General features: G+C 62.7%; 21 protein-coding genes and 1 tRNA gene. 11 read left to right on the top strand and 11 right to left on the bottom strand.

Translation table 11 applies throughout. The annotated features are described in order from the left end of the window. Positions 1-270: 270 nt before the first annotated feature. The 4 genes from E3E11_RS03050 to folE are packed head-to-tail and all read left to right on the top strand — an operon-like array spanning position 271 to position 3,724. The gene (locus E3E11_RS03050; protein ID WP_141451135.1) at positions 271-1,086 is read left to right on the top strand and encodes a DsbA family protein; all 816 of its coding nucleotides are present in this window, start codon (positions 271-273) and stop codon (positions 1,084-1,086) included. After that, a complete protein-coding gene (gene folP, locus E3E11_RS03045; protein ID WP_141451134.1) occupies positions 1,087-2,067 on the top strand; it encodes a dihydropteroate synthase in 981 nt (326 codons plus the stop codon). Further along, positions 2,060-3,028, top strand: a complete 969-nt coding sequence (folB, locus tag E3E11_RS03040) for a dihydroneopterin aldolase (RefSeq protein WP_141451133.1) — start codon at positions 2,060-2,062, stop codon at positions 3,026-3,028. The genes folP and folB overlap by 8 nt, the downstream gene beginning before the upstream one ends. 54 nt (positions 3,029-3,082) lie before the next feature. After that, positions 3,083-3,724 (top strand): GTP cyclohydrolase I FolE, encoded by a 642-nt coding sequence (gene folE / locus E3E11_RS03035; protein WP_141451132.1) that lies wholly within the window; start codon positions 3,083-3,085, stop codon positions 3,722-3,724. 12 nt (positions 3,725-3,736) lie between these two features. On the opposite strand, the gene E3E11_RS03030 is transcribed toward folE, so the two are convergent. The 5 genes from E3E11_RS03030 to E3E11_RS03010 all read right to left on the bottom strand — a co-directional run bounded on the left by E3E11_RS03030 (position 3,737) and on the right by E3E11_RS03010 (position 7,326). Next, a complete protein-coding gene (locus E3E11_RS03030) occupies positions 3,737-4,882 on the bottom strand; it encodes a catalase family protein (RefSeq protein WP_141451131.1) in 1,146 nt (381 codons plus the stop codon). A gap of 118 nt (positions 4,883-5,000) precedes the next feature. Further along, on the bottom strand, positions 5,001-5,510 hold the full coding sequence (locus E3E11_RS03025) for a 6-carboxytetrahydropterin synthase (RefSeq protein WP_141452080.1): 510 nt from the start codon (positions 5,508-5,510) through the stop codon (positions 5,001-5,003). Positions 5,511-5,560: 50 nt separating this feature from the next. After that, the gene (gene queC, locus E3E11_RS03020) at positions 5,561-6,373 is read right to left on the bottom strand and encodes a 7-cyano-7-deazaguanine synthase QueC (RefSeq protein WP_141451130.1); all 813 of its coding nucleotides are present in this window, start codon (positions 6,371-6,373) and stop codon (positions 5,561-5,563) included. Next, positions 6,373-7,089: a 7-carboxy-7-deazaguanine synthase gene (gene queE, locus E3E11_RS03015; RefSeq protein ID WP_141451129.1), complete on the bottom strand. Its 717-nt coding sequence runs from the start codon at positions 7,087-7,089 to the stop codon at positions 6,373-6,375. Before queE ends, queC begins: the two co-directional genes overlap by 1 nt. A 160-nt stretch (positions 7,090-7,249) precedes the next feature. Further along, positions 7,250-7,326 (bottom strand) — tRNA-Asp (locus E3E11_RS03010). 198 nt (positions 7,327-7,524) lie between these two features. Here E3E11_RS03010 and E3E11_RS08495 point away from each other — a divergent pair. From E3E11_RS08495 to E3E11_RS02995, 3 genes are all read left to right on the top strand, one after another. Next, complete coding sequence (locus tag E3E11_RS08495; protein ID WP_196778309.1) at positions 7,525-7,983, top strand: muconolactone Delta-isomerase family protein; 459 nt, start codon at positions 7,525-7,527, stop codon at positions 7,981-7,983. Between the two features lie 195 nt (positions 7,984-8,178). Next, a complete protein-coding gene (locus E3E11_RS03000) occupies positions 8,179-9,882 on the top strand; it encodes a catalase (RefSeq protein ID WP_141451128.1) in 1,704 nt (567 codons plus the stop codon). Positions 9,883-10,205: 323 nt separating this feature from the next. After that, complete coding sequence (locus tag E3E11_RS02995; RefSeq protein ID WP_141451127.1) at positions 10,206-11,006, top strand: ankyrin repeat domain-containing protein; 801 nt, start codon at positions 10,206-10,208, stop codon at positions 11,004-11,006. Between the two features lie 47 nt (positions 11,007-11,053). On the opposite strand, the gene E3E11_RS02990 is transcribed toward E3E11_RS02995, so the two are convergent. Both E3E11_RS02990 and E3E11_RS02985 read right to left on the bottom strand, forming a co-directional pair. Continuing rightward, positions 11,054-12,202 carry a retroviral-like aspartic protease family protein gene (locus E3E11_RS02990; RefSeq protein ID WP_168189187.1) on the bottom strand — a complete coding sequence of 383 codons (1,149 nt, stop codon included), beginning with the start codon at positions 12,200-12,202 and terminating at the stop codon, positions 11,054-11,056. A 38-nt stretch (positions 12,203-12,240) separates the two neighbouring features. Further along, the gene (locus E3E11_RS02985; protein WP_141451125.1) at positions 12,241-13,359 is read right to left on the bottom strand and encodes a tyrosine recombinase XerC; all 1,119 of its coding nucleotides are present in this window, start codon (positions 13,357-13,359) and stop codon (positions 12,241-12,243) included. A gap of 327 nt (positions 13,360-13,686) precedes the next feature. On the opposite strand from E3E11_RS02985, the gene E3E11_RS02980 reads away from it, so the two are divergent. The 3 genes from E3E11_RS02980 to E3E11_RS02970 all read left to right on the top strand — a co-directional run bounded on the left by E3E11_RS02980 (position 13,687) and on the right by E3E11_RS02970 (position 17,861). Beyond that, positions 13,687-14,616 carry a hypothetical protein gene (locus tag E3E11_RS02980; RefSeq protein WP_141451124.1) on the top strand — a complete coding sequence of 310 codons (930 nt, stop codon included), beginning with the start codon at positions 13,687-13,689 and terminating at the stop codon, positions 14,614-14,616. Positions 14,617-14,824: 208 nt separating this feature from the next. Further along, complete coding sequence (locus tag E3E11_RS02975) at positions 14,825-15,445, top strand: HEPN domain-containing protein (protein ID WP_141451123.1); 621 nt, start codon at positions 14,825-14,827, stop codon at positions 15,443-15,445. 127 nt (positions 15,446-15,572) lie between these two features. Further along, positions 15,573-17,861 carry a primosomal protein N' gene (locus E3E11_RS02970; protein ID WP_407938685.1) on the top strand — a complete coding sequence of 763 codons (2,289 nt, stop codon included), beginning with the start codon at positions 15,573-15,575 and terminating at the stop codon, positions 17,859-17,861. 3 nt (positions 17,862-17,864) lie between these two features. Here E3E11_RS02970 and E3E11_RS02965 read toward each other — a convergent pair whose 3' ends face one another. Then, entirely contained in the window at positions 17,865-18,197 is a 333-nt protein-coding gene (locus tag E3E11_RS02965) for a hypothetical protein (RefSeq protein ID WP_141451121.1), read from the bottom strand. A gap of 141 nt (positions 18,198-18,338) precedes the next feature. Then, positions 18,339-19,286: a hypothetical protein gene (locus tag E3E11_RS02960; protein WP_141451120.1), complete on the bottom strand. Its 948-nt coding sequence runs from the start codon at positions 19,284-19,286 to the stop codon at positions 18,339-18,341. 147 nt (positions 19,287-19,433) lie between these two features. On the opposite strand from E3E11_RS02960, the gene E3E11_RS02955 reads away from it, so the two are divergent. Beyond that, positions 19,434-19,898, top strand: coding sequence for a hypothetical protein (locus E3E11_RS02955; protein WP_141451119.1), 465 nt, complete (start codon positions 19,434-19,436; stop codon positions 19,896-19,898). A gap of 20 nt (positions 19,899-19,918) precedes the next feature. Here E3E11_RS02955 and E3E11_RS02950 read toward each other — a convergent pair whose 3' ends face one another. Further along, positions 19,919-20,713, bottom strand: a complete 795-nt coding sequence (locus E3E11_RS02950) for a tetratricopeptide repeat protein (RefSeq protein ID WP_141451118.1) — start codon at positions 20,711-20,713, stop codon at positions 19,919-19,921. 181 nt (positions 20,714-20,894) lie between these two features. After that, complete coding sequence (gene ykgO / locus E3E11_RS02945; RefSeq protein WP_141451117.1) at positions 20,895-21,020, bottom strand: type B 50S ribosomal protein L36; 126 nt, start codon at positions 21,018-21,020, stop codon at positions 20,895-20,897. Positions 21,021-21,028: the final 8 nt, after the last annotated feature.

The following is a 21,028-nucleotide window of genomic DNA, read 5'->3' as shown; positions in this document are numbered from 1 at the left end:
GGCTTGCGCGGCACGCCTTGGGTGGAGATGCCGACCGGCTGGGATGACAAGTTCTCGATATTACAGGGTTCTGCGGGCGGAAGATAGCGCAGGGCTTTTCCCGGTTCTTTTCCGTCTTTTCTTTCCTGTACCCAGCCGAAGTTCTAGACTGCAGCCTCTTTATTCTTCCTAGATGACGGACCCTCCAGCGTGACGCAGTTTTCTCCCATCGCCGCCAGGTTTTCATTTCCTTTCAGCGTCTTCAGGCCGAAAGCGTTGAAAGGATGTTCAGTGAGATTGGGGCTGCTGTTGGCGCTGGGGAGCATGCTGAGTTCCGGCCTGCTGGCTGGCACAACGCGTGCGGCTGAAGCGCCCAATCCTGCCGGAGAGCCCCCGGCTGCAACGCCTGCCGTCAATCCTGCCAAGGTATTCACCCCGCGCCAGCGTGCGGCGATCGTCGCCATTATGCGCCAGGCGTTGCAGGAGGACCCCACGATCCTGAGCGATGCCGTGCAGTTCTACCGTGACAAGGCCCTGCAGCGCCAGCAGGCTGCCACCGTGCAGGGCGCGCATGCCGTCTGGAACCAGCTGACCGCCGCGCCGGCTTTTGCCGTGCGTGGCAACCCGCAGGGCCGGCTGACGGTGGTGGAGTTCCTCGATCCCCGTTGCACGTATTGCCGCCACATGTCGCCGCTGGTGACGGATTTTCTCAAGCGCCACCCCGATGTGCGCCTGGTCGAAAAGGTCGTGCCCGTGCTGGGCCCGGCCAGCCTGACGGCAAGCCGCGCGATCTTTGCCGCAGCCCAGCAGGGAAAATACGCTGAAATGCGCGATGCCCTCCTGCTCAGCCCTGCCCAGCCTGACGAAGGTCGCCTGAAGAAGCTGGCCCGCAGCATGGATCTCGACATGGAACGCTTTTTCAAGGATATGACCGGCCCCGTCGTGAACGGGCTGATCGCGCAGAATCTGGGCCAGGCCCAGAAAGTGAACATGGAAGGCACGCCCACTTTCCTGTTCGGCCCTGATACGGTCGTGCCAGGCGCTGCTTCGGCAGGCCAGTTGGATGCGGCGCTGGAAAGCGCGAAACAGGCCGGAACCCGTCCCTGAATGCCTGACGCGTCTTCCGGACCCGGAAACCTGGCGCCGCAGGCGGCCCGGCTCCGCCAGCGCCTTCTGGCTGCCGGGAGCGGTCAGGCCCCTGCGGTTGTGATGGGGATTGTGAATGTCACCCCTGATTCCTTTTCTGATGGCGGCCATTTCCACAAGCCGGAGGCGGCTCTGGCCCAGGCAGACCGCTTGGTAAGGGAAGGGGCGGAAGTCCTCGACCTCGGCGCGGAATCCACCCGTCCTGGCGCGATTGCGGTGACGGCGGAGGAAGAATGGGCCCGCCTGGAGCCGGTTCTGGAGCGAATAGAGCTCCAGATGGCCAGTGGACCGCATCATAACGCGCCTTTTCTGTCCATCGACACCACCAAGGCCCGCGTGGCGGAAGCGGCTCTGAGCCCCCGTTTGCCGGCTCCCGTGGCGCTCATCAATGACGTCTGGGGCCTTCAGCATGACCACGGGATGGCTTCAGTGGTGGCTGCACATGGGGTCATGGCTGTGCTGATGCACAACCGCCCGCATCTCTCTTCAGAGCAGGGACAGGCCCTGCCTGACAGGCCAGGGGTGCTGTGGGAAAGCTTCGAGCGGTTTTTTGACCTCTCCCTGACCCGCGCGCACCAGGCAGGAGTAGTGGAGGAAGCGTTGCTGCTCGACCCCGGAATTGGGTTCGGCAAGACGCTGGCGCAGAATCTCGAAGCCCTAACGCTCATTCCCCGCCTGCGGCGCCATTACGGTCTGCCGGTGATGGTGGGGGCCTCACGCAAGAGCCTGTTTGTCAGGCTGCTGGGGCGTCCGTTGCCTGACATGACCGAACGCCTGCCGCCTACCCTGGCTGCGCATCTGCATGCCGCCGCTTGTGGGGCATGCATGCTGCGCGTTCATGACGTGCAGGCCCATGTGGATGCGCTGGCTGTGCAGCAGGCCCTGCAGCTGCACCGCGACAGCCGGGAAACCACTGAAAGAACGGAGAAACGCGATGTTTGAGGAAGCGCTGACAGCTATCGAGGTACGGGAGCTGGTGGTGTTTGCCCGTCACGGCGTCTGGCCGGAGGAAAAGCGCCTGGGGCAGAAATTCATCCTGTCCCTGACCGCCCAGGCGGACCTGCGGCAGGCCATCGCGCAGGATGATTATACCCAGGCGGTCTGTTACGCCACTCTGTGCCGCATCGCTGAGGAGGCGGCACAGGGTGGGCCGTTCAACCTGATCGAGACCCTGGCTTCCCGCATTGCCGATGAGGTCCTGGCCCAATGCCTGCCGGTGCGTGAAGTGCGCGTAACAGTTGCCAAGCCTGGCGCGCCTCTGCCGCACGCGCTTGAGACGGTGCAGGTCAGTCTCACGCGGCAACGGACAGTGCCTTTCGCCCTGGGGCTGGGCGGAAACATGGCGTCGGAGGGCGCGCGCGTGGAAGACACGCTGCGCCTCGCACTGGAGCGCCTGGCCCGCACGCCTGGCATAGAGATCGATGCTGTGTCTTCCCTTTATGACAGTGCCCCCTGGGGCGTGACGGACCAGCCGCCTTTCGTCAATGCCGCCGCCCTGGGACGCACCACATTGTCTGCCGAGCAATTGCTCGGGGTGTTGAAAGAGACCGAGGAGGTTCTGGGTCGCGGGGTCAGCCGTCGATGGGGCAGACGTTGCGTGGATCTTGACCTGCTGTTCTACGGCGCGCCGGCGCACATGGTCGTGACGGACCATCCGGCGCTGACGCTGCCCCATCCCCAGCTCTTCAACCGGGCTTTCGTGCTCGCCCCCCTGCTTGAGCTGGCCCCTGACCTGGCCCTTGACGGGCGCAGCCTGCGTGCAGCGCTGGAAGTCTTGCCGGCTGCTGAACGCAAAGGGGTCGTGCGGCGCTCTGAAGGCGCGTTGCAGGATGAGGGGCAGGAGAGATCATGGAACGATTTTGCCCGTCGCTTCGCTTGCCACCGCGGCGCGGGCAAGGGATAACGGGCCCAGTTTTTCCGCCCCTTTCAGGGCAGCCGCCCGAGCCAGAGACCCTTGATGAACGATTCCTCCACACCGCCCGCAAGTTCCGACCATGCACCCGAAACGCGCTCTGACGGCGCGCGGCTGCAGCCGGCAGAGGCCCGGGCCCGGTTGGAAGACAGCATCCGCAACCTGCTGGAAGCGGTAGGGGAGGACCCCGACCGTGAAGGCCTGCGCGAGACGCCTGAGCGCGTGGCGCGCCTGTATCTCGACCTGTTTTCAGGTCTGTACGAAGACCCGCGCCGCCACCTGGAGAAGCAGTTCAGCGCGGATGGGCACAGCGGGCCGGTGATCGTGAAGGACATTCCCTTCCAGTCCACCTGCGAGCATCACCTGCTGCCGGTACGCGGCAAGGCGGCAGTGGCTTACCTGCCTGATGGCGGCCGGCTGACCGGGCTGAGCAAGCTGGCGCGCCTGGTGGAAGGCTATGCCCGCCGGCCCCAGCTGCAGGAGCGCCTGACCGACCAGATCGTCGCCGCGCTCGTGGAGGTGCTGCGCCCGCGCGCTGTTCTGGTGATGCTGGAAGCCGAGCACATGTGCATGACTCTGCGCGGCGTCCGCGCGCCGGGCAGCCTGACCGTCACCCTGGGTGCACACGGCCTCTGGGCCGAAGACCTGGCCGCCCGTGGCGAGATCCTTGGCCTGATGAAATCCTGAAACCAGGCTGGTTCAGTCAGTCTTCCGCCTGGGGATAGCCGCAAAGACCGGGCAGTGGTCGAGGCGGCCGCGCAGGCGGGCGGAGAAGGGGTACACCACGCGCCGCGTGCGCTGCACCACGCCCAGCGGGCGGTGGGCCTTCAACCCGTGCCAGGGGGAGTAAGCGAGTTCCTCCTCCATGGGCACCGCGCGGTCCATGGACCAGCTGTCCTGCGGATCGACCCTGATGGTGGCAACGGGCAGGTAGGGGTTGTCCTTCTCCGGCCATGGCTGGGCGGCATTCTCGATCGGGTTTTCCGCCAGGTCACGGCACAGCTGGGCGCGCAGGGTCCAGCTGCCGCCTTCATGCTGGAAGATCTTCCACAGGTGGTGGCGGATGGCGTCGGGGTCGTAATCGACATTGATGAGATCAGTGGCCAGATTCCTGAAATTCTCTGACTCCGGCACGATGTCGAGCTTGGCCATGTAGGCCCCGTAACGGATGGCAGCCTGGCTGCCGTAACGGCCTGCAAGCGGGTTGAACGGCAGAAAGCCGCCCAGGGCACCGACCATGCCGGGCAGGGCGATATTGAAACGCTCGGCCAGCGCGCTGACCCGGCGCAGGACGCGTGACAGCATGATCTTGAGAAACAGGAAACGGTCCGTGGTCAGCGAGAGCAGGGTGAAGAGCTTCAGGAACTCTTCCATGCTGGGCGTGGCAAAAGTCAGCCCGCTGGCAAAAAGGAAATCCTGCACCGGCACGCCGTCATTTTCCGGCAGCAGCCCGCCGCCAAGATCAGGTGGAACGTCATTGACCTTGACGGCAAAGCCGTGCGGCACGGAAACGGCATCGCAAAGCGGGTCCCCGATGACCGAGGAAATGCGCAGGTCGGCCCTGTAGCGGCCAGGCCGCGAAAACAGACCCTGCGCCAGCTCTGCAGGCAGCCCGTCGTGAACGGTGAAAGTGCCTTTCAGCAGGGCATGGCTTTTGGCGTGCACGCCCCGGTAGGCCTCGTCATAATCCCGGTCAACAGTCGTGATGATATGGCGCAGCTGCTTTTCAAGCCCCTGGTTGATCCGAGTCTCGTCAGGCTGGATCTGCTCGACCGTGTCGCTGTAAGGCACGGGCGGGCGGAGGCGGCTGAGGGTTCTGGCGGTTTCGGGCAGGCTCTGGATCATGGGAAGTCCTCCTTGAGGGGCGCATCCGACCGCTTTCGGTCCCGGTCTGCGCGGCCACGTCTGTTTCAGAAGACGCCAGATGGGCCCGGCAATCAAGGGCCAGGGTGCAGGTCAGGTTTCAGTCGCGCGTGCTGTCATCGGCGCGGTGCCACCAGCATGCCTCGGGGGGGCGGGTGACAGCTGGCAGGTAAGGTGCGGGGTCGCTCCCGACCAGGCGGACTGTGTTGGTCGGCGTTTCGCGGATTTCCAGCGCGCGCACCGCCAGCCTGTCGCCCTGCGCCTTGAGGATCGCGTTGAGCTTGGCCATGAGCAGAGCAGCCAGCAGTTCGGTGGTCGGGTCGCCGGGCGTGACCACCAGCCGATCAAGGCGGGTGGGCTCGTTCTGGGCGAACCACTGCAGCAGCGGATCTTTCTCGCCGAGCTGGAAGGCGTGGTCCATGCGCGTGTCGATGAAATGGTGCCAGCGCCCCTTAGCCTCGGCGAAGGGCAGCAGCATGTTGGCCTGCCCGTCCAGCCGGGCCGCCTGCGGGTTGGCCGGCCCCGCACCCAATGTGACAGAAACATATTCATTGTGGCCGTGAGGGATGGCGCAGCGGTCGCTGCAGCCGGCAATCAGCCGGTGCCCCATGGAGAAGCGGCGGGTAAAGACCAGCTCAGGGGTGGCGGTGTCGGGAGAAGTCACCGCGCCTCCTTGCGGGCCTGGTACTCTGCCCAGCCATTGGCGCGCAGCGTGCAGGCAGGGCAGTGGCCGCAGCCATAGCCCCAGTCATGTTCCTGGGCGCGGTCGCCCTGGTAGCAGGAATGGCTGTCGCGGCGGATGGTCTCCACCAGTGAGGGACCGCCCAGGATTTCGCACAGGCGCCAGGTCTGGGCCTTGTCGAGCCACATGAGGGGGGTGTGGATCACAAAGCGGCCGCCGCTTTCAGGCGTGGTGCCCAACCCCAGATTGAGCGTGACCTGAAGGGATTTCATGGTGTCGTCACGGCAGTCGGGGTAGCCGGAATAATCGGTTTCGCACACACCGGTGACCAGGTGGCGCAGGTTGCGCCGATAGGCCAGGGCTGCAGCGAAGTTCATGAAGATGAGGTTGCGACCGGGCACGAAAGTATTGGGCAGGCCGTCTTGCTCATAGGTGATCTCGGCTTCACGCGTCAGGGCTGTTTCAGATAGCTCACCCAGAGCAGGCAGGTCGATCATGTGATCAGGGCCCAGCCGTGCTTTCCAGAGCGGGTTGAGGGCGGCGATCTGGTCGCGCAGCGTGGCGCGGCAGTCCAGCTCCACCGCATGGCGCTGGCCGTAATGAAATCCCACCGTTTCCACGCGCTCAAAAGCCGTCAGCGCCCATGCCAGGCAGGTGGCTGAATCCTGCCCGCCCGAAAAGAGCACCAGTGCCGCGCCTCGGGCTACCCCAAGAGGCAGAGCGCCGGAAAGCGCCCAGGAAGGCCGCGCCAGGTCATGGGAATGATGGAGCGAGGGGATATCGTCGGTCATCACGGAATTCCGATCAGCTTGTGGGTCTGCAGGCTGAGGCGCCAGCGGGGATGGGCCTGACAGTAGCGGACAGCCTGCGCAGTCGCGTCTGCCCTAGAAGACGCCAGATGCCCGCTGTGATCAAGGGGCGCGGCCTGGCTGGAAGCAGGTTGGGGCACCGGCAGGGCTGAGCCATCAAGGGGCTGAAGCCAGAAATGCCGGAAGTCGAGGCCTGCAAACATTTCCGGCGGCAGGTGCGCCTGGGGATAGACCAGTTTGAGCTCGTCGCCACGGGACTGCACCAGCGGCGCGTCCGTCTTGGGGCTGACGCAGATCCAGTCCAGCTCCGGTGGGGCGGGCAGGGTGCCGTTGGTTTCCACAGCTGTCTCGAAGCCCAGCGCGCGCACGGCCTGCAGCAGTGGGCTGTCGAGTTGCAGCAGGGGTTCTCCGCCGGTGAACACCACGTAAGGGCGCGCGCCTTCCGGTTGTGTGCAGCCTGCCTGCCAGCAGCTCAGGATATGGCGTGCCAGCGCCTCGGGCGTGGAGAACTTGCCGCCTCCTTCGCCGTTCGTGCCGATGAAATCGGTATCACAGAAGGTGCATTCAGCGCGGGCGCGGTCACTTTCGCGCCCCGACCAGAGATTGCAGCCGGCAAAACGGCAGAACACGGCAGCGCGTCCGGTCTGCGCGCCTTCGCCCTGCAGGGTATAGAAAACTTCTTTGACAGCATAAGCCATGCCGGGAACATGGCAGGAAAGAGGGGACAGAAGGCAAGATTTTTTTAAGCCCCCGGTCAGGCATGAGACCGGCAAAATAAAAGCCCGACAAAATAAAAAAGAGTTCCGGAATTTTCCGAAACTTTTCCCAGTGTCTCTTGATTGAATTTTCGGGATGAAGTGGCGCGAGTGACGGGGCTCGAACCCGCGACCTCCGGCGTGACAGGCCGGCGCTCTAACCAACTGAGCTACACCCGCATCGCGCCTGAGCGGTTTCAGCAGCCCTCATTGATATGTGTTTCCGACATCAGAAAGACTGAAATCAGAAACAGCAGAGGGGCTTTGCGTCTCATGCTGCGGTGACGCCTATTTAGCCGCCAGAGCACAGATACGCAAGGAGAAAATTCATCTTCCGCTAAAATCCCGCCCGTAAAATTATCCACAGAAGTCCAGCTCTTGCGGGAATTTGTTTATGCTTCCGGTTCCGCTGTTGTTTTTGCCCTTTTAGTCTTCAGCGCCCACAGGGCAGAATCCTGCTGCCGAAGCCAGTATTTTATTCTGGATATTCTATTGCTGGATTCTATTCCGGCAAACGGCTGGTCAGGAGGGGAGCAGTTCATGTCAAAGCAGTTTCTTACGGTTTCAAAACGCAATACCGACCGGTTCACACCTGAAGACTTTGCGGCCCAGTCCGGCCGTGAGGCGGAACGGGCACGCGCGCTCTACATGGAGGGTTTTATCCGTCAGATCTGGCACCGGGCGGAAGGAAACGGCGCCTGTCTTCTGGTCGAGGCCGACAGCCGCGAAGAGGTGGAGCAAAAACTTGCTAGCCTGCCCATGGTCGCCAAGGGCATGCTGACCGTGGAACAGATCATTGAGCTTGCACCCTATAAAGGATTTGGCAACGCGCTTTGAGTAATGGTTGCGGGGTGTAATAGAAAGGGCAGTGGTGCTCTGACAGGCACAGCCTCTATGTGATATAAAAAAGATTGAGTTGGAGCGCGTCCTGCCTTCCTCTAAAGTGAAATTCCATGAAGCTGGAGGACCGTCAGCTGCCGGCCTTCAGAACGTGCTTTACCGTCATCCGTCTTTCAGGACAGGAGAAGTCGCATGAAGACAAAGTCCCCCAAGACTGGGCGTGCGCCCGTGCGAAAGGGCCTGAGCGCCCTGCTGGTGCTGCCGCTGCTGGCTGGCACCGCCCTTGTGCCGGCTGCTTATGCCAACCCTTCCTCGGGTGCTGAAGCAGGCGTGAGCGCCAACCCCGCCATCAATGGCACCCAGAGCGTGCCGCCCCTGCTGACGCAGGATACGGGTGCTGGCGTGGCCGACAACCAGAACACCAAGACTGCCGGCGTCAACGGCCCGGACCTGCTGGAGGATTACCACTTCCTGGAGAAATTCGGCCATTTCGACCGTGAGCGTATCCCCGAGCGCGTGGTGCATGCCCGCGGCGTGGGCGTGCAGGGAGAGTTCGAGGCTTCGACCGATCTCAGCAAATACACCATCATGTCCCTCTTCAAGCCGGGCAAGAAGACGCCGATCGTGATGCGTCTCTCCACCGTGCTGAACCGTCCGGGCTCACCGGAATGGATCCGTGACCCGCGCGGCTGGGCGATCAAGTTCAAGACCGAAACGGGCAACTGGGACATCGTCGGCATCGACTTCCCGGTCTTCTTCATCCGTGACGCCGTGAAGTTCCCCGATCTCATCCACTCCCAGCGCCCTGATCCGGTTTCAGGCGTGCAGGATCTGGTGGGCCGTTGGGACTTCTTCTCCAATTCACCTGAGAACACCTTCGCGCTGACCTATCTCTACTCCCTGCGTTACGGCGTGCCCAAAAGCCTGCGCCAGATCGACGGCTTCGGCGTGCATGCCTATCGCCTGGTCAATGCCAAGGGCGAGCAGTTCTTTGCCAAGTTCCACTTCAAGTCCCGCCAGGGCGTGGAAGGCATGACGATGGAGGAGCAGAAGCAGGCTGACTGGAATTACGCCACGAAGGACCTGTACGGCCACATCTACAAGGGCGACTACCCGAAATGGGATCTGTACATGAAAGTGCTGACCCCTGCCCAGGCCAAGGCTCTGCCCTACGATGCCTTTGATGATACCAAGGACTGGGTGGGCATTCCGGAATTCAAGATCGGCACCCTGACCCTCAACAAGGTTCCGCCGAACTTCTTCCAGTGGACCGAGCAGGCGGCTTACGGGCCGGGCACCATGATCCCGGGCATCTACCCTTCGCCTGACAAGATGCTCCAGGGCCGTCTGTTCTCCTACCCGGATACGCAGCGCTACCGTATCGGCGCCAACTATCAGGATCTGGAAGTCAACCGCCCGCTGGTGGCCGTGCATAACGACCAGCAGGACGGCGCCATGCGTTTCGTGCCGCAGCGGGGTCACACCAACTACCAGCCCACCAGCTACTGGAGCGATCCGTGGGCCGTGGTTGACCAGACCAGCCCCGGTAACGGCAAGATCAGCGCCAGCGCGCCTGCCGGCAGCCCCTTTGCCACCGCCACCTATCCTGTGGGCGGCATGGCGGAGCAGCATGCGATTTCGCCGACGGATGACTTCACGCAGGCCGGTCAGTTCTGGCGGTCTCTGAGCCCGGTTGAAAAGACCGAGGAGATCAAGAACCTGGCAGCTGACATGCATGGTGATGATTTCCACCAGCCGGCTCACCAGACGCTGGTGCGTTGTACGGCCTATTTCTACAAGGCTGACCCGGAATTCGGCTCCCGCCTGGCTGAAGCCATCAACATTCCGGTGGCTGAAGTGAAGGCCGTGGCTGACAAGGTGCCGGCCAACCCCTGAGACCTCTCAGGCGGCTCCTTCTGCTTGCAGGCGGCAGGGGCACGATCAACAGGCCGGCTTTTCAAGCCGGCCAGCGTTTCGGCAGGCTTCTTCCAGGGGGCCTGCCGAATTGCGTTTCAGCCCATGAAAACCCGCTCGTGCGCGCGGGGCCTGAGCAGGGGAAAGCTTTGGGAAAAATCCTCTTGTATCGCACGGGAGGACATGGGATCATATTTCTGCCGCAATTCCTTTCCGCCAGCGCAGGAACGGCAGGAAACAAGGCCTGAAAAAGCCGAAGAAAAACAAAAGACGCAACAAAGACTGAAGATGAAACAGGGGAACGCATGATGAAAAAAGACCCGGTTGCCTCCTTTTTGGGGGTTCTGCCTCTCTGGGGCACATTGGGTCTGGCTGTCATGTGCATCGGCCATATCCAGATGCGCTCAGACCGCCTCATTGCCCAGGCCCAGGCTGACCAGCCTCCCCTGATGAAGTCACAGAACGACCAGCAGGCCCTGCCGGCGCCGCTCAGCGAGGCGGAAACGCAGCGCAAGCTGCATGAGATGTTCGACACTTCGACGCAAACGCAGGGCCCCCTGCCAAAGGCCCCGGGCCTGGCGCGGCTTGGCGTCAGTGAGGCGCATCTCAAGGCAGTCTGGTTTGATGCCGCGCGTGAAGGAAAAACGGATATCCTGGCCGGGCTGGTCAAACGCGGCTTCAACCCGGATCTGCAGGACAGCAAGGGCTATACTGCCCTTATCCTGGCCACTTATCACGATCATGCGCCCACGGTTCAGGCCCTTCTGGCGCTCGGCGCCAAGCCCTGCGCGGCTGACCGCAAGGGCAATACCGCGCTGATGGGCGCGGCTTTCAAAGGAGAAGCCGGGCTGGTGCGCCTCCTTGCCGAGCATGGCTGCCCGGTCAACACGCAGAACGATGCCGGCCAGACAGCGCTCATGATGGCTTCACTGTTCGGGCGCACTGAGGCTGTCAAAACCCTGCTGGCCCTGGGCGCTGATCCGGCGCTGGTGGACAAAAGCGGGGCCACCGCCCTGTCGCTGGCGCAGACGCAGGGTGAAAGTGCCATGAGTTCCCTGCTGCAGGATGCTCTCAAAGCTTCACATTCACACCCAGCGACCCACTGAAGCCCTTTCCGCCTTGGTATGTCTGAACGCCTGAGGGGCCAGACCTCTCAAGGGCGGCCGGGCCTAAGTTGAGGCTGTCGGGCTGTGTGGTTTCCCGTTTTGCGGAACGGGGACGCGGCAGAGGCCGGTTGAGCTTGCGGCATATCCTGCACGTAGATCCGGCCTTCTCCGTCGGGCGTATCGGTCGAGAGCCAGACGCGGTGGGTGGCAAACCAGTCAGCGCCCAGCAGCAGGTCCGCCTGGTCATGCAGCGGCGCGACCGTCAGGACGGGATCAAGTCTTGTCTGACCTGCCACCGAAAGCCGGTGAAACCGGTGCCAACGATAGACATTCGCTTCATTGAGTGCGCGTGCCGGGTCTGCGGCCTCATTGGTTGTTGAGGCGGTGTTCACGCCGCCGCTTACCCCGCCCGGATCACGCGCCAGAATGTCAGCGCTCACCCCCAGGCGGTGGGCGAACCCCCTGCTCAGGATATGAGACCGCGCCCCGCTGTCCAGCAGCGCTACGCCGCGCCTGCCGTCCAGGGTGAAGGGGATGAAGAAGCGACCGCCTGAAACGCGCGCGGGAATTTCCGTCCAACCAGCCCCGACGCGTCCTGGCCAGGGGGGTGGTGAAGGACAGATCGCGGAGCCACGCCTCACGTCCCACAGGTTTAGCTGATGATGGGGCAGATCAAGTTCCACATCGAAAATGCCCAGAACGTTCATGCCCAGTAATCCCTGAACGGGCGGCCTGATTTTCGGCACGCCTGGCAGATTGCCGAGCGGAAAGCCCACATCGGTCAGGCGCAGGTGCTCCAGCTGCAGGGAAGGCACGAGCATCACCGGCACTTCATGGCCCCGCCCGTCCGGCCCGGCAATAACCACGCGTGCCTGGGGGTCAGGGACCAGATGAAACCGCATGGCCGCTTCGGGCGTGAGCAGACCGCCCTGTGAGCCGGTATCGACGATCATCGACAGCACCCCGCCATCCAGCAGGGCAGGGGTGGTGAGGGAGTAGCCGGTCAGGCGCAGGGGCAGGCGGGCCACTTCCTGCATCCGGCACAGGCTGGGCCGCTCGGGCAGGAGCGGGATGGAGGGATCAGGCAGTGTAACAGGGGCGGCGCTGCTCCCGGCTGTAGCCAGTAAAGCGCTGCCCCCTACAGCAAGGGCTGCCAGCAGGTGGTTTTTCGTTCGGGACCGTTTGGCAGAGCCCACATGGTTTGCCGCCGAACCTTTGAGAAAGGGCCAGGACTTCATGAGGCCGGGCGGTGGGTGGGTGGAGAGGCCGGTGCTGAGGGCGTGGCAGAAGCCTGGTCCGCGCGTGGATGGGCTTTCTGCCACACCGCCATCAGGCGCTGCTCATCGGTATGGGTATAGACCTGGGTGGTGGACAGGCTGGCATGGCCTAGCAGTTCCTGGATGGCGCGCAGGTCAGCGCCGTTCTGCATCAGATGCGTGGCGAAGGCGTGCCGCAGGGCATGGGGGGTGGCGCTGTCAGGCAGGCCTTGCAGCCGCCGCCAGTGCCGCATGACGCGCTGGGTCACGCCGGGGTTGAGCCGGCCGCCGCGCACGCCGCAGAACAGCGGGGCGCCGGGCGCAGGTGTAGGATGCACTTTCCGCCAGGCCGCCAGAGCGTGTTTTACGATGGGCAGAAGCGGGACATAACGTTCCTTGCCCCCCTTGCCACGGACCAGCAGGGCGCTTCCACCGGCACGCTCCAGGTCACCCACATCCAGTCCCAGCGCTTCACTGATGCGCAGGCCGCAGCCGTAAAGCAGGGTGAACAGGGCTTCATCGCGCAGGGCGGTGGGTATGTCCTGCGCCTGCTCGGAAATACCTTGCGGAGCCAGGCGCGATTCTTCGGGGCTCAGGGGTCGGGGCAGACGCGTTTTCAGCTTTGGCCCGCGCAGAAGACTGACGGCAGGGTTGTTTATTGCGTATTCACGCTCTAAATAAGCAAAAAAAGAGCGGCAGGAAGAAAGGCGCCGCGCCCGCGAACGTGCCAGGCTGTCCGGGTCAGGCGCGCGGTGGCGGCGCAAAGCGGCTTCTTCTCCGCGCCGGGCTTCATGGGCCATCCATGCACGGAAATCAGCCAGTTTCAGCCTGGCCAACCCCTGCACGGCCAGCTCGCCCCCACAATGATTGGCAAAAAACCCCAGCATCTGCAGCACGTCATGGCGATAGGCGCTTACGGTGCGTGCGCTGACCCGTTTCTCATGGGCCAGCCAGTTTTCCCAGGCTTCCACAGCCTGCAGGGCAGGGGTGGTGCCGGTCACAGGCGGTTCAGCTGCAGGCGGAAAATCCACCGGGCCGTCCGGTAAAGATTCGTAAGTGGAAAGATCGTTGTGGAGCGGCGGGCGGGAATGGGGCATGAAGGGAATGCTAGCGGGCAGCGCGGCAGCAGGAAAGCGGGAAAGTGAAGCGCTTTTTCCTCCCGCGTTGGGTTGGCTGAATGGAGAGAGGATACGTGGCCTCACGGTTTTGAGGGACGACGTGAGGGAATGAATGCAGTGATTGCACCAATGACGACACCCATGCTGACGACCATGAGGACGGAGGACGGAAAAAATCCGGATACCTCCCAGTCCCTGCCTGCCGTCAGAACCTCCGGTCCCGATACCACCGCGGCTTTTCCCGGCCGCTCAGGAATGCTGCGCCCCTTTCGACGCCCGCCCGGCATTTTCCCCAGGAAACCCCGCGTGCCGAAAGTGCAGCGCTGGGAGGAACTTCTGGCCAGCGCGCAGGAATATCTGTGCTTCTACCTGCGTGGCCTGTCCACCTATCCGGTCTGTGTGGGCACGGCTCCGGCAGGGCTCGTTTATGGCAGCCCGCGCGCTGACGCCTATTGCCTGGGCCACACCACGGAAGTTTTCCTGAAAGCCTGGGTCAACCAGAAGACCCGCAAGAAGACCTCCTACACCCATGACCTGGCTGATCTGCTGCAGCTGGCTGAAGAGCACGGCCTGTTCAAACCGCTCCCGCCTTCCACCTTTTCTGCCTCATTCATGGGCGCGCCCTTCACGGTGACTGATCCTGAGGCGGAAGAGGGCGATGAGAGCGACCTGTTTGCCCGGGGCATCAGGCAGGTTGTGCAGGTGCTTAACATTCCCTTTGGGCACAAGGGCAAGTTCAAGCTGAAATATCTCAGCTATTCAGAGAAATATGCCATCTTCGGCGGGCCCACCAGCTTTCCGGATTCCTATCTGTGGGTCGCCCGCCAGATGGTCGTGCTGGGCACTCTGTTCGTGCTGCGCCTCAAGGGCCGCACGACGTTGCAGGATATGCAGGACGCGCTGTTTCTGCGCCTGTTCGTGGAGCTGTTCGGCCACCGGGTCCGCCACCTGACGGAAGCGCAGGTCCACGAGCTGGCGGAGGGACAGCCCTTCTTCATGAAAGCGACCCTGCATCTGTGCTGGAGCGGCATTTGCGACTGGGATGAGCTCAGTCTGGGGCTGCAGGTTCTCCATTTTGTCGCCATGTCGGTTCACAACCGCCATATACAGGTCCATTCTGCCCGGACCCGCATCCTGCAACCCCGCACGCGCACGGCCCGCAACCGCATGCTGCCCACCCGCGCCCATCTCTCCCACACCACCGCTTTCACCGCCTTCATGCCTGTGCCAACTTGAACAATAATGAAGTTAGGTTCGAAGGATGATAATGAGACAATTTGCGTCCAGGATCCTCTATTTGTTCGGTCTCAGGTTAGTCGTATGACTTAAACTTTAGGTTGCATCAGAGACTGCTTTTTACTTGAGAAATTTTAATTATATTTCTTTCACACATTGATATTGAGATTGGTTTTAGAGAAATAGCTTTTTATAAAAGGATGTTAAAATGTCAAAGTCGAAATTACCTGAATATTCAGGCCTACTATTCAGTGCTGAATCATTCCTAGCAGCTTTTTTAAGAATAATTTCAACATTACCTCCGTCCTTAAATTTAAGAGAAAGTGAGTCAATAGATAAAAGTGTTTTTGCCGCCCAATATAATTTAGGACATTCAATAGAGACTTTTCTTAAATCCTTTATAATAAAGAATGGCGGAAAATTAGAAAAAAATCATGAATTAAAATATCTTCTAGAAATAGCTATAGATAAGGGATTATTTTGTAATAATAAATTCGATGATAGTGCTTTATTAGAAAATTTTGAATACTCATTAAAAAAAATAGTTAATGGTTTAAATTTTAATTATGGAAAAGAATCTAATTACTCACTTAGATACCTAAGAAACGGTATCGGTTATAATATTATGTCTGCACCTATGAACCATAAAGATAGTTCACTGGCTATAGCAAATGATACTGCACTTATCGGAGACATACTTACTGGGTTAATATTGAAAGATAAAGTAGATAATTATTCAATCGTGCAAGGAGAGTTCCATAAGTTATTCGAGAAATTATTTCAAGAAAGAATAATTATCCATAAAAAATATATTAGATCTCCTTTATAATCTCTATTAAACGTAAATAAGAGAATAAACCCCTCTCTTTCTGATGCAATTATAATTTTAATATTTGGATTTTTATGGAATTTATTTTACGCAGTTCTTTTTGTATACAGAAATGGGTGTAATGAATGTGGCTATAGTACCTTGGCCCGTGCTGGTGCCGCGTCCCTTTGCAGGCGCGCTGGATTACCTGCCGCCTGCTTCCGCCGGGCCGGGAGAACTGGCAGCGGGCCGGATCGTGCGGGTGCCGCTGGGGCGGGGGGAAAGCTTCGGCTGCATCTGGGACGACGCTGGGGAAGTTGCCCAAACCCTGCCGCCCGACCTGATCCCTGACCGCCACGAAGAAGAGAACAAGGGCCGCAAAATCACGCTCAGGCGTATGGCCGAGCTGCGGTTGGACATTCCCCTGCTGCCGCCCAGCCTGCGCCGCTTCATCGACTGGGTAGCAGCCTATACCCTTACGCCGCCAGGCATGGTGCTGGCCATGGCGATCCGCGCCCCCCTGCAGGCCAGCGCGCGCACCCAGCTGGGCTGGTTGCGGGCTGAGCCGCTGCCTGAAGACCTGCGCCTTACGCCGCAGCGGCGTGCGGTGCTTGAAGCGGCCAGCCTGCAGCACCCCATGACAACGGCCATGCTGATTGAACGTGCAGGGGTGGGTGCAGGGGTGGTGCGCGGCCTGGCGGCAAGCGGTGCTTTGAAGCAGGCGGTGGTGCACCCTGAAGAAAGCGGGCTTTTCCCGGCCCCCCAACCGGATTTCGCCCCGCCTGTGCTGTCAGCGCAGCAGCAGGATGCGGCCGATGTTCTCACTGCTGCCCTGAAAGAGCCTGCTGCAGATACCGCAAAGCCGGCCCCGGTCATCCTGCTGGAAGGTGTTACGGGCTCCGGCAAGACGGAAGTCTATTTCGAAGGGGTGGCTGAGGCCCTGCGCCAGGGCAGGCAGGTCCTGGTGCTGCTGCCCGAGATCGCCCTGACCACCCAGTGGCGTGAGCGCTTTGCCCGCCGCTTCGGGGCCGAGGCAGCCGTCTGGCATTCCGAGCTGGGCGCGCGGCGGCGGCGTGACGTGTGGTGCGGGGTGGCTGAAGGGCAGGTCCAGGTGGTGGTGGGGCCGCGCTCAGCCCTGTTCCTGCCCTTCAGCAATCTGGGCCTGGTGGTGGTCGATGAAGAGCATGAAAGCGTTTACAAGCAGGAAGAGGGGGTGACCTATCACGGCCGGGACATGGCAGTGGTGCGCGGCCGCCAGGCTGGCGCGCCTGTCATCCTGGCCTCAGCCACTCCTTCGATGGAAACGCGCGCCAATGCCGAGCACGGGCGTTACGGCCATGTTGTGCTGCCGGCGCGCCATGGCGGGGCCCGCCTGCCTGAAACGGCCCTGGTGGACATGCGCCGCGATGGGCCTGAGCGGGGTGAGTTCCTCTCGCCCGTGCTGAGTGCGGCTGTCGACCGGGCTTTGGAGGCAGGGGAACAGGCCATGCTGTTCCTCAACCGCCGCGGTTATGCGCCGCTGACCCTGTGCCGCGCCTGCGGGCACCGTTTTGAATGCCCCAACTGCTCGGCCTGGATGGTGGAGCACCGCAAGCGCGGCGTGCTCGCCTGTCACCACTGCGACCATGTCGAGCCTGTGCCGACGCAGTGCCCCGGCTGCGGCGCGGAACACGCCTTGGTGCCGATCGGCCCCGGCATTGAGCGCATCCGCGAGGAAGCCGAGAAGCGCTTTCCCCAGGCGCGGCTGCTGTGCATGGCCTCTGACACGCTCGATTCCCCTGCAGCTATGGCAGAAGCCGTGCACAAGGTGGCGTCAGGGGAGGTGAACCTGGTGATCGGCACCCAGATGGTGGCCAAGGGTTGGGACTTCCCCGACCTGACGCTGGTGGGCGTGGTGGATGCCGATCTGGGGCTGGGAGGCGGCGACCTGCGGGCAGCAGAGCGCACGATGCAGCTCCTGCACCAGGTGGGCGGGCGTGCCGGGCGCGGCACCAGGCCCGGGCGCGTGCTGCTGCAGAGCTACGCTGGCGAGCACCCGGTGATGCAGGCGCTGCTGAAGAACGATTTCAACGGGTTCATGGCGCAGGAGGCCGCCCTGCGCCAACCGGGATTCTGGCCGCCTTTCGGCCGGCTGGCCGCGGTGATCGTCAGCGCGCCCCAGGAGCGGGTGGCTGAGGAACAGGCGCGCCTTCTGGCCGCATCTGCCCCCCGTGGCCCGGGCGTGCAGGTTCTGGGCCCCGCGCCGGCCCCCCTGGCCCTGTTGCGCGGCCGCTGGCGGCAGCGCCTGCTCCTGCGCACCCGCCGCGGCATCGCCCTGCAACCCCTGCTGCGCCAGTGGCTGGGCGCCCGCTGGTCCGGCACCTACGGTCTGGGCGTTCAGGGAGGAGAAGGCGGGGTGAAGATCGAGGTCGACGTGGACCCCGTCTCTTTTCTCTGAGGCTTATTTATCGCGCCCGGTGAAAAGCGCGACCGTGGAGCCGAGCACGCCGATGAGGGCGACGATCTGCTGGAAATAGGGGCGGAAACGGCGCGGGCCGGCCATGCTCATGAAGGTCGCGCCGGCCACGGCGGCTTCACCCGCATGGCGCAGGCGCCTCTTGCGGCGTTCGCGCCGCAGCACGCGCTCTTCAATGCTTACGCGCTCATCGCTCTTGCGGCCACCAATCTGCCAGCGGCCCCGGCCACCCCGGGGGCTGTGCGCGCCCGAGCTGTGGGAAGACCCGCCCTGAGGCGTGCCGGCAGCGCGGCGGGGGAAGGGGTGGGGAAATCTCATGGGGGTTCTCCTCTGGTGGGGCGCTCAGGGCCGCTCTCGGGCGGTTTTGTTCCTGCTTTTCCGATCCTGCCAGATTTGGGGCGTCTTGGGAGGAAATTTAAGGGCTAAAACGTGGCCGTGCCAAATTGACCGGTCATGAACCTACTGGCCCACGGGCTTGCCCGCAGGTGCGGGGCTGTCGAGAAGACGGAGGATCTGCTCACGCACGAAGCCCGCGCCGCGGGTATCCACCACAAGCGGCCTGGGGTGCACACCGCCCCCTGCCGGGGTGGGGGCGGTGACAAGCCGGGCGCTGGAACTGCCTGCCAAAGCATCAAGCAGGGCGCGCGCGTTCCGCTGGCGGGCAGGGTCTGTGTCCAGCACCTGGCGGGGCAGGTCCGCTTTCCAGAAAGTCCCATTTGTAGAGCCAGCACCTCCTGAAAGGCGCAGGCCGATGGGTGGGCTGGCGCCGGGATCACTGACGAAAAACCCGTCTTCCTCATGCGTGCCGCGCTCCAGCGTGACGGCCAGCCCCACATCACCTGAAGGGCTGTTGGTTGTTGGCTGGGCAGGCCGCTTGCCTGGTGTTTCCATGAGGGCTTCAGGGTCGCGCCGGGCGGCGATGAAGCGGATATTGCCCTGACCGGTCCGGGTGTTACAGTCCACCCTCACCTGCGCTTCAACCGTGCAGCTCCAGTTGCCGTGCTGCAGCAGGGGCGGGCCACGGCGTTTCTGGCTGTGGTCAGCCGCCTGGGCTTCAGCGGCAAAACGCGCCTGCAGCTCAGCCTGCCGTTCCTCCATCGCGCCTTCGCTGGTGCCCAGATGCTCATCCTCCATCCCTGCGTCAGCGCCGGCACCCTGGTCCTGGCGGGTGCGCCCTCCATTCTCTGCGTGCCCTGCACCGCTGCTTTCCTCCGTGGGAGGCAGGTCGGGGTTGAGGGGCGTGGTTTCAGGCGCGCCGTAACCGTAGCTTGAGGTCGTGCCGCTACCTGACTGGCTGTTATGGCTGCGTGGATGGGCTGAAACCGGCAGCATGTTCAACATCACCCCTGCCATGACCAGGGCGCGGAGGGAATGGCGGAAAACGGGGCGGGGGTTGATAAACGGCATGAAAAGCCTGTGGCAGAGGAGAGAGGGCCGCCATCATAACCCACCCTGATCTGCGTGTAACGTTTCCGGTCCGGGCGCTCTGCCAGTTCGGGAAAAGGCTTGTCGCAGATCATTGCACTTGCAGGCCGGGGGGCGCAGGCTGGCCGCATGAAAAACCATTTTACCATTTTTTCACTCATCCGCTTCCTGCCCTGCGCCGCCCTGGTTGGGGGGATGGCAGGCGCTGTGTTGGCATGTCCAGCTCGGGCGCAGTCTGGGCCCACGCCTGCAGCTGGCCCCACCACTTCCCTGACACCGGCCCAGGCCGCGGCCCTCTGGCGGCTGCAGCTGGCCCCGGGGCCCGTGCGCCTCGGCCCGGATGGCAAGCCGCTTCAGCCTGGGCTTCAGACCACGCAGAAGCCTGTCCCTCCCGCAGACGCCCAGCTGGACCCGCAGCTGAGCACAGTGACTCTTGTTGTGCTGTACCAGACCCTGACGGCGATCAGTACACAGGGGGCGCATTTTCAGCCGCGCACGCCTTTGCAGCGCATGCTGGCCGGGCTGCCGCCTGATACGCGCAAAACGTTGCTGGAGGCGGTCAGCAGAACGCTCACCCCGCGCCAGCCGGGCTGAAACCCGGGCCGTGACGGGTTTCAGTCCGGCTGGCCCTGTGCGTCGAGCGTGAACTGGTGCAGCAGGGTTGTGCGTTCGGGAAAGAGAGGGGCGTTTTTCAGCGCCTGACAGAAGGCGTTCAGCGCTGCCGGGCCATTGTGCAGCGCCTCTTCAGTGCGCGCCAGCAGGAACCATGAGGTCGGATCGCCCGGGTCCTGCTGCAATGCGATTCCCAGATCCTGCACGGCCCCGGTGGGGTCATTGCTGGCCAGGCGTATCTCAGCGCGCGTGCGCCGCAGCAGGGCGGCATCGGGCTGCAGGGTCAGGGCGGCCGAGAGATCATAAAGGGCTGCGTGCAGGTCAGGTGCAGTGGATTTTTCGCGCGCTTCAGTCAGCAGCAGCTCCGCCCCGGCACTCAGCTGCCGTTTGCGCAGGGTCTCAGCCTGCTGCCAGGCCTGGTTCGAGGCTTCCTGCGTGTGGGCTGCTTTGACGGCCTGCTCGGCAGCCTGCAGGCGCAGCTCCAGCACTTCTGCAGGGGTGCGGATCTTGCGGGGCGTTTTGGCAGGGGTTTTGCCGGCTGGGGCCGGGCTTTTTTGGCCTGCGGCTTTTTTGGGCGCCTGCTTGGCCTGGGGGGCTGTCTGGTTATGTGGTGCGGAAGAAGTGGCGGCAGCACTCCAGGCCCGGTTGATGCCTGCCTGACCCATTCCTGCCTGATCTGTCCCTGACAACCCGCCCCACGCCCAGAAACCGGCCAGCCCGCAGGCCAGCGCAAGCCGGCGCAGAGAGCGCGGAGATTTCCTGCCGGCAAGGACAGGGTGAGGCGTGAAACGGGTCATGGACTTCCTCTCAGCGACAGGGCGGAAGCGGAAGGGCTGAAAAAGAAAAAACTCCCGACCGGTGAGGAAGGGAGTTGTTCGAGCGCCCTGCGGCAGGACCGGAAGCCGGCTTTGCACTGTGCCGGCGAGTCGCGCTCTTTGCTTTCTGCCGGCCCGGGCCCGCGCTGCAGGCGCCCGGCTGTCAGCCCTGGCGGGCTTTCAGGCGCGGATTCTTCTTGTTGATGACGTAGACGCGACCGCGGCGACGCACCACGCGGCAGTTCTTGTCGCGCACCTTGGCGGATTTCAGGCTGTTGCGGATCTTCATGGCAAAAC

Source organism: Oecophyllibacter saccharovorans (assembly GCF_006542375.1).
Taxonomy (GTDB): domain Bacteria; phylum Pseudomonadota; class Alphaproteobacteria; order Acetobacterales; family Acetobacteraceae; genus Oecophyllibacter; species Oecophyllibacter saccharovorans.
This window is presented reverse-complemented; position numbering and strand designations above follow the sequence as displayed.

Bases quoted from the DNA above. Each gene is read 5' to 3' on its own strand.
- folP (WP_141451134.1), top strand. From the start codon at position 1,087: ATGCCTGACGCGTCTTCCGGACCCGGAAACCTGGCGCCGCAGGCGGCC.
- folB (WP_141451133.1), top strand. From the start codon at position 2,060: ATGTTTGAGGAAGCGCTGACAGCTATCGAGGTACGGGAGCTGGTGGTG.
- folE (WP_141451132.1), top strand. From the start codon at position 3,083: ATGAACGATTCCTCCACACCGCCCGCAAGTTCCGACCATGCACCCGAA.
- E3E11_RS03030 (WP_141451131.1), bottom strand. From the start codon at position 4,882: ATGATCCAGAGCCTGCCCGAAACCGCCAGAACCCTCAGCCGCCTCCGC.
- E3E11_RS03025 (WP_141452080.1), bottom strand. From the start codon at position 5,510: ATGGGGCACCGGCTGATTGCCGGCTGCAGCGACCGCTGCGCCATCCCT.
- queC (WP_141451130.1), bottom strand. From the start codon at position 6,373: ATGACCGACGATATCCCCTCGCTCCATCATTCCCATGACCTGGCGCGG.
- queE (WP_141451129.1), bottom strand. From the start codon at position 7,089: ATGGCTTATGCTGTCAAAGAAGTTTTCTATACCCTGCAGGGCGAAGGC.
- E3E11_RS03000 (WP_141451128.1), top strand. From the start codon at position 8,179: ATGAAGACAAAGTCCCCCAAGACTGGGCGTGCGCCCGTGCGAAAGGGC.
- E3E11_RS02995 (WP_141451127.1), top strand. From the start codon at position 10,206: ATGATGAAAAAAGACCCGGTTGCCTCCTTTTTGGGGGTTCTGCCTCTC.
- E3E11_RS02985 (WP_141451125.1), bottom strand. From the start codon at position 13,359: ATGCCCCATTCCCGCCCGCCGCTCCACAACGATCTTTCCACTTACGAA.
- E3E11_RS02975 (WP_141451123.1), top strand. From the start codon at position 14,825: ATGTCAAAGTCGAAATTACCTGAATATTCAGGCCTACTATTCAGTGCT.
- E3E11_RS02965 (WP_141451121.1), bottom strand. From the start codon at position 18,197: ATGAGATTTCCCCACCCCTTCCCCCGCCGCGCTGCCGGCACGCCTCAG.
- E3E11_RS02960 (WP_141451120.1), bottom strand. From the start codon at position 19,286: ATGCCGTTTATCAACCCCCGCCCCGTTTTCCGCCATTCCCTCCGCGCC.
- E3E11_RS02955 (WP_141451119.1), top strand. From the start codon at position 19,434: ATGAAAAACCATTTTACCATTTTTTCACTCATCCGCTTCCTGCCCTGC.
- E3E11_RS02950 (WP_141451118.1), bottom strand. From the start codon at position 20,713: ATGACCCGTTTCACGCCTCACCCTGTCCTTGCCGGCAGGAAATCTCCG.
- ykgO (WP_141451117.1), bottom strand. From the start codon at position 21,020: ATGAAGATCCGCAACAGCCTGAAATCCGCCAAGGTGCGCGACAAGAAC.